Source organism: Photobacterium sp. Hal280 (genome assembly GCF_037162255.1).
Taxonomy (GTDB): domain Bacteria; phylum Pseudomonadota; class Gammaproteobacteria; order Enterobacterales; family Vibrionaceae; genus Photobacterium.
Genome location: NZ_JARLUO010000004.1, coordinates 22,033 through 35,543, shown reverse-complemented (window position 1 = coordinate 35,543; position 13,511 = coordinate 22,033). Strand labels below are relative to the sequence as shown.

Here is a 13,511-nt window from a genome sequence, read left to right as displayed (position 1 = left end):
AACCCCGGAGCGATGGGCGGATATTAAAGTGAGTTCATTTGAGGCACAATGTGCGAAATCTAAGAAGAGCAATAAGAAAATCTAGGGTCTTGAGATGAATATTACCCATCTGCCGCTGAATGCGATGCGTGCTTTTCTGGTGTCGGCAAAACATCTGAATTTTACCAAGGCGGCGGTCGAACTGTGCGTCACTCAGGCTGCTGTCAGTCAGCAGGTCAAAATGCTCGAAGCGCAGTTGGGCGTGTCTCTATTTATCCGTCAGTCCAGAGGACTCAATTTAACGGAAGAAGGGAGCATACTGCTGCCTGTGGTGAAAGGGGCGTTTGATCACTTGTCTGAAGCGATGGATATGCTGATGCAGGGGATCCACAGAGAAGTCGTCTCTGTCGGGGTTGTCGGCACGTTTGCGGTGAACTGGCTGCTGCCTCGCCTGGCGGATTTTCAGACGCGTTATCCCCTGATTGACCTGCGTATCTCAACCCATAACAACAAAGCCGATCCGGTGGCAGAAGGCCTGGATTATCTGATCCGTTTCGGGAAAGGCAGCTGGCATGCCACGGAGGCGACTGAGCTTTTTCCCGCGCCGTTGACTGTCTTGTGTCCGCCGGGAATCGGCCAGGCATTGTCCTCACCAAGAGAAGTGCTGAACTACACCTTATTGCGCTCCTATCAACCCGATGAGTGGTCATTGTGGCTGAGCGAAGCCAAAGTGGCAGTGCCAAAAGCGAAACTGAGTGCCATTGTTTTTGATTCCTCCATTGCCATGGTTGAAGCGGCAATGCAGGGCTATGGTGTGGCACTGGCGCCACCTGCAATGTTTGAAAGACAGCTTGCGGAAGAAAAGCTGGTGCAGCCGTTTGATATTTATCTGCATAAGGGGTCTTACTGGCTCACCAAATTGCATGCGCAGAAAGAAAGCCAGGCTCAGATTCACTTTAAACTATGGTTGCTCGCACAGGCGGGGGCGGGGAATCCGGCGAGCGCCTGAAGCTCGCCGGACTGTCTAGGCCCGGTTGAAGCAGGTCGTTGCCAGAAGCTGGCTTATCCAGGCGCGAAACACATCCACCCGTAAGGATAAATTTTTCCGGCTTGGATATAAAAACGAAAGCGGGAGTGCGCTGGGTTTGCAGTCGGGTAATATTTCCTGCAGCGAGTTGTTTTCCAGTAAATGCTGCACATCATATTTGGGAATTTCAATGATGCCCATCCCAGCCAGAGCACTGGCGATATAAGCTTCCGCATTATCAACCGTGATTCGGCTTTGCATGGGAACCGAGACACTTTCCCCAGCGGTTTGGTAGGTCAGCTTGGCCGGTTGTGCCGGCATTTGGATCGCATAATGAATCAGGTGATGATGGCGAAGGGCATCCATAGACGCCGGGAGGCCAAACGCTGCTAAATATTCGGGGCTGGCACAGTAGATGACTTCTAAGTCACCAAGCTTTTGGCAGATCAGCTCTGAGTCTGATAATTCACCCACCCGAATGACACAATCCACACCGTCTGCAATCAGATCCACCATTCTGTCTTTCATGCTGAGTTCAATGTTGAGCTGCGGATACAGAGACAAAAAATCAGGCAGCGCCGGGATCACGATGCGACGTGCAATTCGGCTGGGCATATCAATGCGCAGTCGCCCCTGGATTTGGTGGGGTTCAGACTGGAACATCCGCTCTGTTGCGTTGAACTGCTGAATCAGGGTGTTGGCGGTTTCCAGATAACGCATGCCGTCCTGAGTTGCGGTCAGTTGGCGGGTGGTGCGGTGCAGTAGCTGAACACCCAGCCGATTTTCCAGTGTTTGTATCACCGTTGAGATGGTCGAGCGGGGCATGTTTAATGCTTCTGCGGCTTTGGTAAAGCTGCCACTTTCCATGACCTGAATAAATACTTCCATTTGCTGGATTCTGTCCATTGAACCTCTGTGATTGTTCGGATATCCCGACAGGTCCTGTCAGGTTTTCGGATTTATCTAGTGTAGGTCACTCACTATAGTCATCCAATGTTGTTATTCACATGGAAATAGGGAGAGAGCTCATGGCTAGAAATAGTATTGAAGGTAAAGTGGTCTTGATTGCGGGTGGCGCAAAAAATCTGGGTGGATTGCTGGCGCGTGAGTTTGCTCAGAAAGGTGCAAAAGCGGTTGCCATTCACTATAACAGTAATGCGACGCGCGCTGCCGCCGAGGAAACGCTGGCTGCGGTGAAGGCCGCAGGAGCGGAGGCGGTAGCGTTTCAGGCCGATTTAACCCGGGCGGCGGCGATGGAGAAACTCTTCAGCGACGTTACGGCGGCTGTTGGCCGCCCTGATATTGCGACTAACACCGTGGGTATGGTGGTGAAGCAGCCGATGGTGGAAGTCACAGAGGCGGTGTTTGATCAATCTTGTGCCGTGAACGTAAAAACGGCTTTCTTTTTTCTGAAGGAAGCCGGAAAGCATGTGAACGACAACGGTAAAATCTGCACCATTGTGACGTCGCTGCTGGGCGCTTACACGCCGTTTTATGCCGCTTATGAAGGGTTGAAAGCCCCGGTTGAACACTTTACTCGTGCTGCCTCGAAAGAATTCGGGGCGCGGGGGATTTCGGTGACAGCCATTGGTCCTGGCCCGATGGATACCCCTTTCTTCTATCCGGCGGAAGAGAAAGAAGCGGTGGCCTATCATCAAACTGCTGCGGCACTTTCACCGTTCTCAAAAACCGGTCTGACGGATATCGAAGATATTGCTCCCTGGATCGTCTTCATGGTCTCGGATGGCTGGTGGATGACAGGCCAGACGATTCTTGTCAACGGGGGATATACCACGAAGTAAGTCCAATCCGGGAGCGGGAAGCCCCGCTCCTCTTGAAGACCGTGAGGGTCAGGTCCGGCGTTGTCAGGTGGCAATGTAATACTGGAACATCGCGTCAATCGCATTTTTCATCGCTAATCGCAGTGTTTCAGGCTGGATGACCTGAACGTCCGGGCCGAATCTCAGCATTTCCACCACGGCCTGCTCGGTTTTGCCCGAAGGTAAGGTGACGCTTGTCCAGCCGGCATCATCGGTTTGCCCAATCTGCGTATGTTGCCGGACATAAGGCGGACTCAGGCTGCTTAGCATTTTCAGCCCTTTGGCGGTGAGTTTGATCTCTGCGATATCGGGGTAGAGCTCAGCTTCCATCTGGCGGTGGCTTTGCTGCCAGTAGGCGGGTAAGTCAAAGGGCGTCTGTGATTCAAAACACTGATTCAGGATATTCAGGTCCTGGATGCGGGCGACCCGAAAAGTTCTGATCTGGCCTTCAGACTGTGCCACCAAATACCAGTTGCCTGCTTTTAACACCATACCCAGCGGATTGACGACCCGCTGGCTGCTGCCACGCCAGCTTTGATAATGAAACATGATCTGGTTTTTCTGCCAGATTGCGTTGAACAGCTGCGGCAGGTCGCCAACGGTTTCTTTTTCGGTAAACCAGCCTGGGGTATCGAGTAAAAAACAGGACTGAAAACGTTCGGCATGCGTGCGCAGACTGGCCGGAATGGCCGCCAGTAACTTGAGCCTGGCTTCCGACATGGCGGGCGCGAGTCCGAGTTCCTGCACCGGGCCGGACAAGCCGAGCATGAACAGTGTTTCGATTTCCTGTTTCGAGAAACCATTGAGCTGGGTGCGATAGCCTTCCAGCAGCCGGTAACCGCCATGGACGCCCTGTTCACTGTACACCGGAATGCCCAGTGCGCTCAGGCTGTCGATGTCGCGATAGATACTGCGCACAGAAACCTGACAGTCGCGGGCGAGCTCTGCAGCACTGACTTGCTCGCGCGATTGCAGTGTCATCAGAATGGTCAGGAGCCGGCTGGCGCGCATTAGTTTCTCCACCGTTAAAGAAAGTAATCACAAAGAGTCAGGATCGTATTTAAACCTGACAAAATCTGACAGGTATGGCCAATATAGTGACCCGGACTGATAACAACAACAGGAAATCACAATGTCCGATAAAGTACTTGGTAACGAACTAATCTTGTTCCATTCACCGCATACGCGCTCGTCCAGCGTGCTGATCCTGCTTCACGAGTTGGATGTGCCTTTTGAGCTGAACGTGCTGAATATGCTGATGGGGGAAAACAGACAACCCGATTATCTGGCGGTTAATCCGCTGGGTAAGGTGCCGGCTTTACTGGATAACGGCGCTTTGATTACCGACCAGGTGGCTATTTATTTGTATCTGGCTGACTTATTTTCCTCCGGCGATCTGGCACCCGGCCTGAGCGATCCGCTGCGTGGTCCCTATTTGCGCTGGATGCTTTTTTACTCCGCCTGCTTTGAACCTGCCGTTTGCGACAAAGCCATGGGCTGGGTGCCCAGTGCGCAAAAGATCAGCCCTTACGGAGACTATGACACAGTGATCCGGGTACTCATTGAGCAACTCAGCGCAGGCCCTTATTTGCTGGGCGAGCGTTTCACGGCGGCAGATCTGTTATGGGCAACCGCGCTGAAATATTGCACGGCATTTGGCTCGGTTGAGTCAGATCCTGTGATTACTCAGTATCTGGCGCGGGTCACCTCGCGGCCCTGCTTTGCGTATGCCGAAGCTCTGGATACCCGGCTGGCGGCTGAGCATGAGGCCGAGGGGGCAGCGATGCCAGTAGCCGGGAAGTAACTTTGTTGGTCGTGATATTCAGATAATCACACTCACAGAGTATGCGGCTGGCTCAGAGGACAGGCCATAAGAGCCGGCCGCTATTCGTGACAGAGTGTGTGGCGAAGCTCAGCGATTGTGTTTTACTGCGGCATCTCCTCATTGGGGGCCAGCGCATACTTATTGACGATGTCCTGCAATCTGTCTTTGATCTGCTGGCTGGATTCAGTCTCAATCTGCTGACGGAGCTGATCCAGCGTCGTGCTGTCCAGCGCACGGTAACTGAGAGAATTGGCGGCCACTTCGCGGGTGGTGACATTTGCATCATCTTTGAGAGTCTGCAACAAATAGTCGGTGGCATCCGGTCCGGGGACAAACCGCAGGGCATGGGTGGCCCGCTGACGAACGTCGGTATTGGGTTGTTCGGTATACGTTTGTAAATCGCCGAAGCTCAGGTACTGCCCCATATTGCCCAGCACGGTCAGATGATGAAGTGTCGCCGAGGTATCGGCTGCAGACTTGAGTTCCCGCAACTGATCAGAGACATAAGCGTTGGCTGTAGTGCTATCTTCCACGCCCATGCGCTGAACCATGGCACTTTTGGCCAGATCGACATTGGTTGCCATCGACTCTGCCAGCGGGCTGTTGCCGACCATATTGGAGAAGCGTTCAAAGGTTTGCGTATTGCCCTGCGGCGACAGCGCCAGCGACGCCATGATTGAGGCTGCCGCCTGATTCTCGTTCATCCGGGCATTCAACGTGGTCAGCATAGCTTCTTGTGAAGCGTGGCTTGCCACCGTACTCAGTGCACTCAGATACAGGCTGAATCCCGGCTCATGCGTGCCAAATTTCGCCAGATCATCAGTCAGCAAATCCAGATCGCCGGGATAGGTGCGGGCAAAGTTCTGCAGCAGGGCGCTCAGCTGACTTTCTGCTTTGACCCTTTCCAGGCCGTCCAGCGATAGCATGGCATCATACAGGTCTTTGATTTCCTGATAAGCGGCTTCCGCAGAAGTGTTCATTCCCTGAGCGTTCTGATCTGATTTTTGCTGTTCGGCAGTTTCTTCTCCTTGAGTCCCTGTACGTTGGCTGGCTTTGCCCCCGGAGGAAAGAAACACCTCAGCGGCGGTTAACTCGATCTGACGCTGCGATTGAACCTGTTGGATCAGGGCAAGTTCGCTCTGGCTGATGTCCTGAGTCCATGACGTCAGGTTCAGAACCAAGCGGTTGTTACTGCTTGCCAGCGGCTGACCATTGAGCTGGTGCTCGACGCTTTCATCAACCGACAGCGACTGCAGCATACGGTGTTGCTGATCCCAGCGGGCCTGATGACTGAAGGAGTAGACGGGCTTGAGCTGGTTTGCCAATCCACGAGCCTGATCTCCACTCACCTGATCATAAGTGGCTTTTTCCAGTTCACGGCGTTTAAATAAGGCGTAACTGTCGGTTGCCGGTGCTGGCGCTGTGTCCGGCTGCAGGCTGTAGAAAGCGGTGAACTCGCCGTTGTAATCCTGTTCGGAACGTTGCCATTGCGCGTTGCCGCTGACCGTTTCCGGAACAATATGCTGCATCATGAAGGCGATCGTTTCCATGGACTTCAGCGACGGATGAGGCTGTGACAGGTAGACTTCCAGGATCTCGCCTTCCGGGGAGCTGATGAACTCTATTCCTTGCTCTACCTGCTGGCGAATTGCTGCCACAATCTCGGGATTGGCCTGCTGATTGACGACCGCAGTAATGTCCGGTGACGGCATTCTGAGCAGTTGATAGGTGTGATCATCGCGGATTTGCCGGTACTGGATCAGGTCGCCGCTGACGTCGAATCGGATCGTTTGCTCAACCGTAGTGCCAGGGGCCGAAAAAGCAATATCGCTACTGTATTGCAGCGCAAAGACGTGTTTGGCAAATGCCTCGGAAGCGGTGTTGTCACTGTGTGAAGGCGGCGTGCCGGTGTCCTGAAATGCTGGTGTATTGCTGCTCGTGCTTGTTTGCGTGGCGGGTGACAGGGCTGAGGCAGAAGCGGATTCATGGTCAGCCAGAGCGGGAGTGGGCGAACCTGAAAGGCTAAACAGCGCGGCGCCTGCGGCAACGCAACAGACCAGCACCAGAATAAAAAGTAATTTGTTCTTCATAGAATATCGACTCATGACACAGAGATGCTCCCCGCACTGTCGGTGCGGGGAGGAAGGGTGCTGAGATTATTGAACGGGCAGGAAAGTGCTTCCTTCCGCTAACGTTTTCTCAAAGGTGTAGCCAGGCCATTCATAGATGGTCAGTTTGTACTTATCGTTCACAGAGCCGTAGATATTGCCACCGGCCAGGTTGGCGGTGTTGGTAATGCCGTAGCCAAATGCAAAGCCGTTCTGCGGTGCGTCCCAGCGACCATAGGTTTCAAAGGCCAGATCATCCGAGATAATAGACACTTCACCACCGAGAGAGATTTTATTGAGCAAAATGCGGGCGGAGGCTTCTGTGAATCCTGTCACATCGGCGCTGGGCACGGCTTTGGCAGTCAGTGCCAGGTTGTCATAACCCGCTTCCAGTGCCACGTTGAGCTTGGTTCTTACGCCGACACCGACATCCAGAATGACAGGTCCCAGCGGGATACCCGCATACAGGCCCAGATCCGGAATCGGCAGGATCGGCAGGTCTTTCTTCAGTGATGGCCCTTCTTCAGCGGACATCGTGTATTCCTGAGAAAGGATATCGGTACCCATGACATTGACGCGCCCGTCAACGCCGAATTGCGCGGTATTGGTTGCTGTGGCCCCAGCGGTGACAGACGCCACCTGAATTTCATTGTTCAGTAATTTGCCATCAATACCGGCCACACCTTCAACACGCAGGCAGCTGCTGCGGCCTTGTACGTTCAGATAGCCTTTGATGGTAGAAGAGGCCAGATCCTGGGAAGAATCATCCACATCTTTGGTGTAGGAGCCTCCGAACCGGGCGTCGACAAGCGCCTCACCAGAGTCAATACAGTCGCCATACAATGAGGCGTGAGCAACCGGAGTCAGGCTGAATAAGGGTAAAGCGATGAGCGCTAATTGCTTAAATTTGACCATAAAGGTTTCCTTATAAAAGAGGAGTGTTAACGCATCTTGAGGTTTTACTGAAATACACGAACGTGGTGGATACCTTTAAAAAGTGAAAAATGAAAAAGTATGTTTCCGCTAATTTATTATTATCTAATGTTGTAATTATCTGACTGATAGTGTTTGCGACAAATAAATGAACTATTCGCCGGATATGTATATTTACCTGAACTAATAAAGGGGTTTCTATTTTACTTTTTTGTTGTTGCAGTGTATTGAGCGCTGTTTTTTATTCTGTCATTGAAATTATCAAAATGAAAAAATAAAGTCTATCTAATTTTCGTTCGCGCATAATTTTTATCTTAGAACCGTTGATGTGAACAAAGTGCGTCAAATGAAACGTCGGTTGATGCCTTGTGATGAATGCTAGCGAAAGGTGATCGGTGTTGGGGGAATATAAGTTTGCCATTCACAATAATTGAATGGTTTTATTTATTTTATTTTAGCGATACCTAATGTATTACCGGGGAATGAAAATGGCAATTGAATTCTGTTTGTTATGAGGTGGCGGCGAAAATTACCCGTGACTAAACCCGTACTCATATCTGTTTTCTTCTGCCGCTATTGGCCTGATGACTGATGTTATCCCTGATCACGGGTATTTCCCCCGATGGCTAACGATTGAAACGACTGAGTCACCAGTCAGCCACTACACTGTCAATATTGTGTCGCTGGTATGCAGATTAATGACAGGTATCGGGCGTAGTGTCAGATCTCAGTGGGCCTTACTGGCCTTAGTGCCGGTGTGTATTACTGCGCCTGCGACTCACGCGGCATGGCGCACATCTGCCTCAGCAGGACTGCATGATACCCGGGTTGCCGAGGCAGACTCAGATACCCTGGGCGTTAACCTTGGCCTCGGCCTCTTTTATGACGGTGCGGCAAACCTGAGCGGGCAAACCGGGATCATCGCGTAATATGATCACGATATTGATCAGCTGGACCCTGATCATGACCCTTTCTGGATGATGGCAAACGGCTCGCTCTCCCAATCTCTGGTTAACCTGGATGATTCTGGCATCACACTTGGCTGGCAGACGGATGTCAGCTGGCTACAGAATACGGTGTCCGGCGTAGAAGAGGCGCTGCAGGCACAATTGGGGATCGGATTGAATTATCAGCGCCAGGCTGACGCTGTCGGGCTGGTGATGGGCGGCGGCTACTACGGGCTGGAATTCGATGACGATGTCCCTGAGGCCAGAGGTTATAGCCGGGAAGCGCTGAAACGCAGCAGTGACGCATTAGCCTGGAAGCTGTTTTTTCAGCGCTCGTTAAAGACGGCACTCAGCTGGGACGGGTACTGGCAGCAGTGGCGCGATCAGGATAACTGGCTGGAAAATAAACTCTTTCTGGCGATCCATTACCCGATTCTCCATCCCGTAATGGACAGCCTGAATGTGTCGGTGTCATACACCCGCTATAATCTGGCGCCTTACCGTGTCCAGGGCAAAGCACCGATCCTGCCCTGGGACGAGAACCTCTTATTCCGGCTCTATGCCGAGATCCCGCTCACTTGGTAAGACTTCGGGTGACGGTGCTGACGTCACCGCTAAGGCCTGCTGCAGATTGTCTGCCATGGCTTCTGAAGCCAGCATGCCCCGGCAGTTGGCCCAGTGATTGCCGTCGACACCAATGAGCTGCCCGCGCGACACGGCCTTCAGCGATTGCCAGGCTGGCTGCTGCTGCCACTGAGCAAGAATACTGTCAGGTGTCATGTTGCCGGAAAGCAGAATGTCGGGATCCATGCTGGCGATATCGTCAAAAGTCAGCTGTCTCAGCGCTCTGTCTTCTTCGCCGACTTTCTCGGGCACCGTCAGCTTGAGGGCCCTCAATACGCCGCCAGGGTAGGCGGCCCCGGAATAGGCATATAAGCCATTTTCGGATGCCACCGCGAAAAGCACGCTTTTACCGTGATAGCGGCTGAGCGCGTCTGCCGCACCTTGCATGGTGTTTTTGTGCTGCAGGAGCCGTGCCTGTATCAGCTCCGGGTGGCCTGCGATGTCGCCAATCTTGAGGGCAACGTCAAGGTTCTCCTGGTAGGTTTCACCGCGGGATGCCAGCAGTACAGTCGGGGCAATCTGGCTGAGCGCGGCATACATCGCCTGATGCCGGTTAACATCGGCGATAATCAAATCCGGTTTCAGCGCTGCGATCTGTTCAAGATCGGGGGTCGCTCTTTCACCGACCGATACCCATCCTTCCAGCTTCGCCAATACCGCAGGGTGGAGATTGAGCGGATCATTATCATCGGCAATACCCACAGGACTGATGTCAATCGCGGCCAGTGCATCAGCGAAGGCATATTCCAGTGTGATAATACGTTGAGGTGGTGTGTCCAGGGTAAACGGGTTCCCAAGACTGTCAGTGATGGTCGTAGAAAAAGCTGTGGGGCTGGTGAAAAGGAAAAGAGAAAAGGTCATCCAGCGCAAATATCCCAACAGTGACATGGTACTCCCTTAAAAGTCAGAGAAAAATTTTACTTTTACTTGATAATGAAGTGCTTTTCATTGCGCGCCATTCTAATGGCTTTTGTTGGCAGTACAAGGGGAGTGATGAGCCAGCCATGAGTATTGGATCGTGATCAATGCCTGTTGCGCATATTTTCGCAACAGCAGAGAAGTGAGAAATACACGACATTACTGCGTATGAAAATACGGCATACTCATGCTAACACATTGAATTTCAGCTCATCTTAGCTAGCTTTTACCTTACGGTCTGTCTTGGAGTGGTGCTTAATGAAATCTGTCTGGTCATTCCCCTTTCTGGTGCTGGCACTTATGTCATTGGCCGGGTGCGACAATCGGCCATCTTCGCAGGCTCTGGGGACTCTGGAGCGCGACCGGATTACCTTGACGGCGACGGCAAATGAAATCATCCGCGACATGCCGGTAGCCGAAGGTCAGCCAGTGAAAGCCGGAGAGGTGCTGGTCCGGCTGGACACGGCACGCCAGGCCGCTACCCTGGCGCAGGTGAAAGCCGAGCAGGCCAGAGCGGCGGCTTATCTGCTCCGGCTCACCAATGGCGAGCGGGTAGAAGATATTGCCGCGGCGAAGGCGCAGCTTGAGCAGGCGAATGCCCGTTTGACCGATGCGGAAAAAACCTACCTGCGCCGAGAGAGCCTGGTGCGGCAGAAACTGATCAGCGTGGCCGAGCGGGATACCGCAAAAGCCGAGCGTGACAGTGCAAGGGCTCAGGTGGCCGAGGCGCGGGAGCATTTCACCAAGCTGACCCGGGGCGAAAGAATTGAAGATATTCAGCAGGCGCAGGCAGAACTGGAAGCGGCAACAGCCAATGTGGCTCTGCAGCAGCGGATTTTCAATGATCTCACGGTCGTGGCAACCCGCGACGGTATTTTGGACAGCCTGCCGTATAACCTGGGCGAGCGAGTGCCCATGAGCGCTGTTGTTGCTGTCATTCAGGCCAGTAGCCAGCCTTACGCCAGAGTCTATGTCCCTGAGCCTTACCGGGTTGCCTTGCAGCCGGGCAGTGTGGCAAAGGTGTATGTTGATGGCGTTTCAGAACCATTTGAAGGCACTTTGCGCTGGATAGCGACTGAGCCGGCCTTTACCCCTTATTACGCTCTGAATGAAGATGACAGGGCGCGGCTGGTTTATCTGGCCGAGTTTGATTTGTCGGATGCCGAGTCTTTGCCTTCCGGCGTACCGGTTCAGGTGGAGATGCCCCTTGAGTGAGCTGGCAATTCAGGCGACTGGCCTGACGCGGCGGTTCGGCGATTTCACCGCAGTGAACAAGCTGAACCTGCAAGTCCCCAAGGGCCACATCTATGGTTTTCTGGGGCCGAATGGCTGTGGTAAATCCACCACGCTGCGTATGTTAACCGGGCTGTTGAGCCCCAGTGAGGGAGAGATTAATGTGCTTGGCCTGCGCATTCCCGAACAGGCGGAAGCGCTGCGGATGAAAATTGGCTACATGACGCAGAAATTTTCCTTGTATGAAGATTTGTCGGTCAGAGAAAACCTGCAGTTTATCGGTCAGATTTATGGTTTGCCAGGCCGGGAGCTGAAACCCAGGGTGGCAGAGCTCGGCAGCATTTATAACCTGAATGAATTGATGAAACAACGGGTCGGCAGCATGAGCGGCGGGCAGAAACAGCGGCTTGCCCTGGCGGCGGCTGTGATGCACAAACCTGATTTACTGTTTCTGGACGAACCGACCTCCGCGGTGGATCCTCAGTCCCGGCGTGATTTCTGGGAGCAGCTTTTTGACTTGTCTGACTCAGGCACCACCATTTTAGTGACCACCCATTACATGGACGAAGCCGAGCGCTGTCACGGACTGGCGATTATGGAAGCCGGTGAAATCAAGGCAGACGGCCCGCCTGATTCCCTGATGAAGCAGATGGGGGTCAGTGTGGTTGAAATCAAAGCCCCGGGACTTCGGCAGATCAAAGACAGTTTGCTGGCCATTCCGGCCGTGGTGTCTGCCGCGCAGTTAGGTATTCGTCTGCGTGTCTTGGTGCGCGCGGAAGAATCTGACCCTGTGGCCTGGCTGAAACGCCAGCTACCGGCCCTGGCTCAGGCTGAGCTGGATGTGGTTCGCCCAAGTCTGGAAGACGTTTTTGTCACCAGCACAGGGAGCAAATGATGAATGCCGTAACGTCCAGCCTGATCAGAATGAAAGCGATTCTGATGAAAGAATTCCGCCAGCTGTCCCGCGACAGAATTACCTTCGGCATGGTGGTGATGATCCCGCTGATACAGCTGTTGTTGTTTGGTTTTGCCATCAATACGGATGTGCGCAATATTCCCGTCGCCATTGTGGATCAAAGCCAGTCTCAGTATGGCCGGATCATTACCGAAGCGGTGAAAGCCACTCAGGTGGTCACTGTGGTGGCGACCTACGCCACGCCCGGCGAAGGCGAGCAGGCCATTACTGCCGGTAAAGTTCGGGGTGTGCTGGTGCTGCCGAGGGATCTGGACCAACGGCTGGCACAGCACAGAAAGGCCGGGCAATGGCTGGTGGATGGCTCGGATACGATGGTCAGTTCCGCCTTGCTGCAATTACAGAATATGCCGGTCGATCATCTGGTGTCGGATTACAAAGCGCAGCAGTCGAGTGTGATGACACCGACCTTTGAAGTTGCGCTGTACTTTAACCCCGAGCGGCGAACGGCGGTCAATATTGTGCCGGGTCTGCTCGGCGTCATACTCACCATGACCATGATACTGTTCACCTCTGCGGCAATCGTCCGCGAGCGGGAAAGGGGCAATCTGGAATTGCTGATCACCACGCCTGTGCATTCCCTTGAACTCATGCTGGCAAAAATCGCCCCTTATATCGTCATTGGTCTGATTCAGGTGGTGATTATTCTTGGTCTGGGTCATTTCATTTTTGCGGTGCCGATTAATGGCCCGGTCAGTCAGATTCTGTTGGGCACCTTGCTGTTTATTGCGGCCAGCCTGACCCTGGGGCTGGTGATCTCGACCATTGCACAGACTCAGCTGCAAGCGATGCAGATGACGGTGTTTATTCTGTTACCTTCGATATTGTTATCCGGCTTTATGTTCCCGTATGAAGGGATGCCTGTGGTGGCCCAATGGATTGCTGAAGTCCTGCCTGCGACCCATTTTATGCGCATGATACGGGGCATAGTGCTGCGTGGCGCCGATGTGGCTGTGCTATGGAAAGACGCACTCTGGCTGCTGGGATTTACCTTGCTCGGATTGCTGTTAGCTTCCTGGCGCTTTAAGAAAACGCTGGACTGACCCGGATCCCATCTTCACAACGTCCTGCATCCCTGACGGAAATTTACATCGCCATTGGCGACAGCGGGCTGATATCATCCT

The 13,511-nt window shown here is 53.3% G+C and carries 13 protein-coding genes; 8 read left to right on the top strand and 5 right to left on the bottom strand.

Annotated features, from left to right (window positions below; all coding sequences use genetic code 11):
- The first annotated feature begins 94 nt into the window (after positions 1–94).
- Positions 95–988 carry a LysR family transcriptional regulator gene (locus P4S53_RS08625; RefSeq protein WP_337112359.1) on the top strand — a complete coding sequence of 298 codons (894 nt, stop codon included), beginning with the start codon at positions 95–97 and terminating at the stop codon, positions 986–988.
- A gap of 15 nt (positions 989–1,003) precedes the next feature.
- Here P4S53_RS08625 and P4S53_RS08620 read toward each other — a convergent pair whose 3' ends face one another.
- Positions 1,004–1,912, bottom strand: a complete 909-nt coding sequence (locus P4S53_RS08620) for a LysR family transcriptional regulator (protein WP_337112358.1) — start codon at positions 1,910–1,912, stop codon at positions 1,004–1,006.
- Between the two features lie 122 nt (positions 1,913–2,034).
- Here P4S53_RS08620 and P4S53_RS08615 point away from each other — a divergent pair, with 122 nt between their 5' ends.
- Entirely contained in the window at positions 2,035–2,808 is a 774-nt protein-coding gene (locus P4S53_RS08615) for an SDR family oxidoreductase (RefSeq protein WP_337112357.1), read from the top strand.
- Between the two features lie 63 nt (positions 2,809–2,871).
- Here P4S53_RS08615 and P4S53_RS08610 read toward each other — a convergent pair whose 3' ends face one another.
- A complete protein-coding gene (locus P4S53_RS08610; protein WP_337112356.1) occupies positions 2,872–3,837 on the bottom strand; it encodes a helix-turn-helix transcriptional regulator in 966 nt (321 codons plus the stop codon).
- A 121-nt stretch (positions 3,838–3,958) separates the two neighbouring features.
- On the opposite strand from P4S53_RS08610, the gene P4S53_RS08605 reads away from it, so the two are divergent.
- Complete coding sequence (locus tag P4S53_RS08605; protein ID WP_337112355.1) at positions 3,959–4,630, top strand: glutathione S-transferase family protein; 672 nt, start codon at positions 3,959–3,961, stop codon at positions 4,628–4,630.
- A 122-nt stretch (positions 4,631–4,752) separates the two neighbouring features.
- On the opposite strand, the gene P4S53_RS08600 is transcribed toward P4S53_RS08605, so the two are convergent.
- Entirely contained in the window at positions 4,753–6,741 is a 1,989-nt protein-coding gene (locus P4S53_RS08600; RefSeq protein WP_337112354.1) for a HEAT repeat domain-containing protein, read from the bottom strand.
- A 66-nt stretch (positions 6,742–6,807) separates the two neighbouring features.
- Positions 6,808–7,674, bottom strand: a complete 867-nt coding sequence (locus P4S53_RS08595) for a hypothetical protein (RefSeq protein WP_337112353.1) — start codon at positions 7,672–7,674, stop codon at positions 6,808–6,810.
- Between the two features lie 716 nt (positions 7,675–8,390).
- On the opposite strand from P4S53_RS08595, the gene P4S53_RS08590 reads away from it, so the two are divergent.
- Both P4S53_RS08590 and P4S53_RS08585 read left to right on the top strand, forming a co-directional pair.
- The gene (locus tag P4S53_RS08590) at positions 8,391–8,621 is read left to right on the top strand and encodes a hypothetical protein (RefSeq protein ID WP_337112352.1); all 231 of its coding nucleotides are present in this window, start codon (positions 8,391–8,393) and stop codon (positions 8,619–8,621) included.
- A gap of 48 nt (positions 8,622–8,669) precedes the next feature.
- Positions 8,670–9,224, top strand: coding sequence for a hypothetical protein (locus P4S53_RS08585; RefSeq protein ID WP_337112351.1), 555 nt, complete (start codon positions 8,670–8,672; stop codon positions 9,222–9,224).
- On the opposite strand, the gene P4S53_RS08580 is transcribed toward P4S53_RS08585, so the two are convergent.
- The gene (locus tag P4S53_RS08580; RefSeq protein WP_337112350.1) at positions 9,186–10,151 is read right to left on the bottom strand and encodes an ABC transporter substrate-binding protein; all 966 of its coding nucleotides are present in this window, start codon (positions 10,149–10,151) and stop codon (positions 9,186–9,188) included. The two genes, P4S53_RS08585 and P4S53_RS08580, sit on opposite strands and share 39 nt — an antisense overlap.
- A gap of 288 nt (positions 10,152–10,439) precedes the next feature.
- Between P4S53_RS08580 and P4S53_RS08575 the strand changes: the two genes are divergently transcribed.
- From P4S53_RS08575 to P4S53_RS08565, 3 genes are read left to right on the top strand one after another with little or no spacing between them, the layout of a single operon-like run.
- Complete coding sequence (locus P4S53_RS08575; RefSeq protein ID WP_442958650.1) at positions 10,440–11,396, top strand: HlyD family secretion protein; 957 nt, start codon at positions 10,440–10,442, stop codon at positions 11,394–11,396.
- Positions 11,389–12,309, top strand: coding sequence for an ABC transporter ATP-binding protein (locus P4S53_RS08570; RefSeq protein ID WP_337112349.1), 921 nt, complete (start codon positions 11,389–11,391; stop codon positions 12,307–12,309). The genes P4S53_RS08575 and P4S53_RS08570 overlap by 8 nt, the downstream gene beginning before the upstream one ends.
- Positions 12,309–13,430: an ABC transporter permease gene (locus P4S53_RS08565; RefSeq protein WP_337112348.1), complete on the top strand. Its 1,122-nt coding sequence runs from the start codon at positions 12,309–12,311 to the stop codon at positions 13,428–13,430. The genes P4S53_RS08570 and P4S53_RS08565 overlap by 1 nt, the downstream gene beginning before the upstream one ends.
- Positions 13,431–13,511: the final 81 nt, after the last annotated feature.

Excerpts from the sequence above, each read along its gene's own strand:
- P4S53_RS08625 (WP_337112359.1), top strand. The coding sequence starts at position 95 with ATGAATATTACCCATCTGCCGCTGAATGCGATGCGTGCTTTTCTGGTG.
- P4S53_RS08620 (WP_337112358.1), bottom strand. The coding sequence starts at position 1,912 with ATGGACAGAATCCAGCAAATGGAAGTATTTATTCAGGTCATGGAAAGT.
- P4S53_RS08615 (WP_337112357.1), top strand. The coding sequence starts at position 2,035 with ATGGCTAGAAATAGTATTGAAGGTAAAGTGGTCTTGATTGCGGGTGGC.
- P4S53_RS08610 (WP_337112356.1), bottom strand. The coding sequence starts at position 3,837 with ATGCGCGCCAGCCGGCTCCTGACCATTCTGATGACACTGCAATCGCGC.
- P4S53_RS08605 (WP_337112355.1), top strand. The coding sequence starts at position 3,959 with ATGTCCGATAAAGTACTTGGTAACGAACTAATCTTGTTCCATTCACCG.
- P4S53_RS08600 (WP_337112354.1), bottom strand. The coding sequence starts at position 6,741 with ATGAAGAACAAATTACTTTTTATTCTGGTGCTGGTCTGTTGCGTTGCC.
- P4S53_RS08595 (WP_337112353.1), bottom strand. The coding sequence starts at position 7,674 with ATGGTCAAATTTAAGCAATTAGCGCTCATCGCTTTACCCTTATTCAGC.
- P4S53_RS08590 (WP_337112352.1), top strand. The coding sequence starts at position 8,391 with ATGACAGGTATCGGGCGTAGTGTCAGATCTCAGTGGGCCTTACTGGCC.
- P4S53_RS08585 (WP_337112351.1), top strand. The coding sequence starts at position 8,670 with ATGATGGCAAACGGCTCGCTCTCCCAATCTCTGGTTAACCTGGATGAT.
- P4S53_RS08580 (WP_337112350.1), bottom strand. The coding sequence starts at position 10,151 with ATGTCACTGTTGGGATATTTGCGCTGGATGACCTTTTCTCTTTTCCTT.
- P4S53_RS08575 (WP_442958650.1), top strand. The coding sequence starts at position 10,440 with ATGAAATCTGTCTGGTCATTCCCCTTTCTGGTGCTGGCACTTATGTCA.
- P4S53_RS08565 (WP_337112348.1), top strand. The coding sequence starts at position 12,309 with ATGAATGCCGTAACGTCCAGCCTGATCAGAATGAAAGCGATTCTGATG.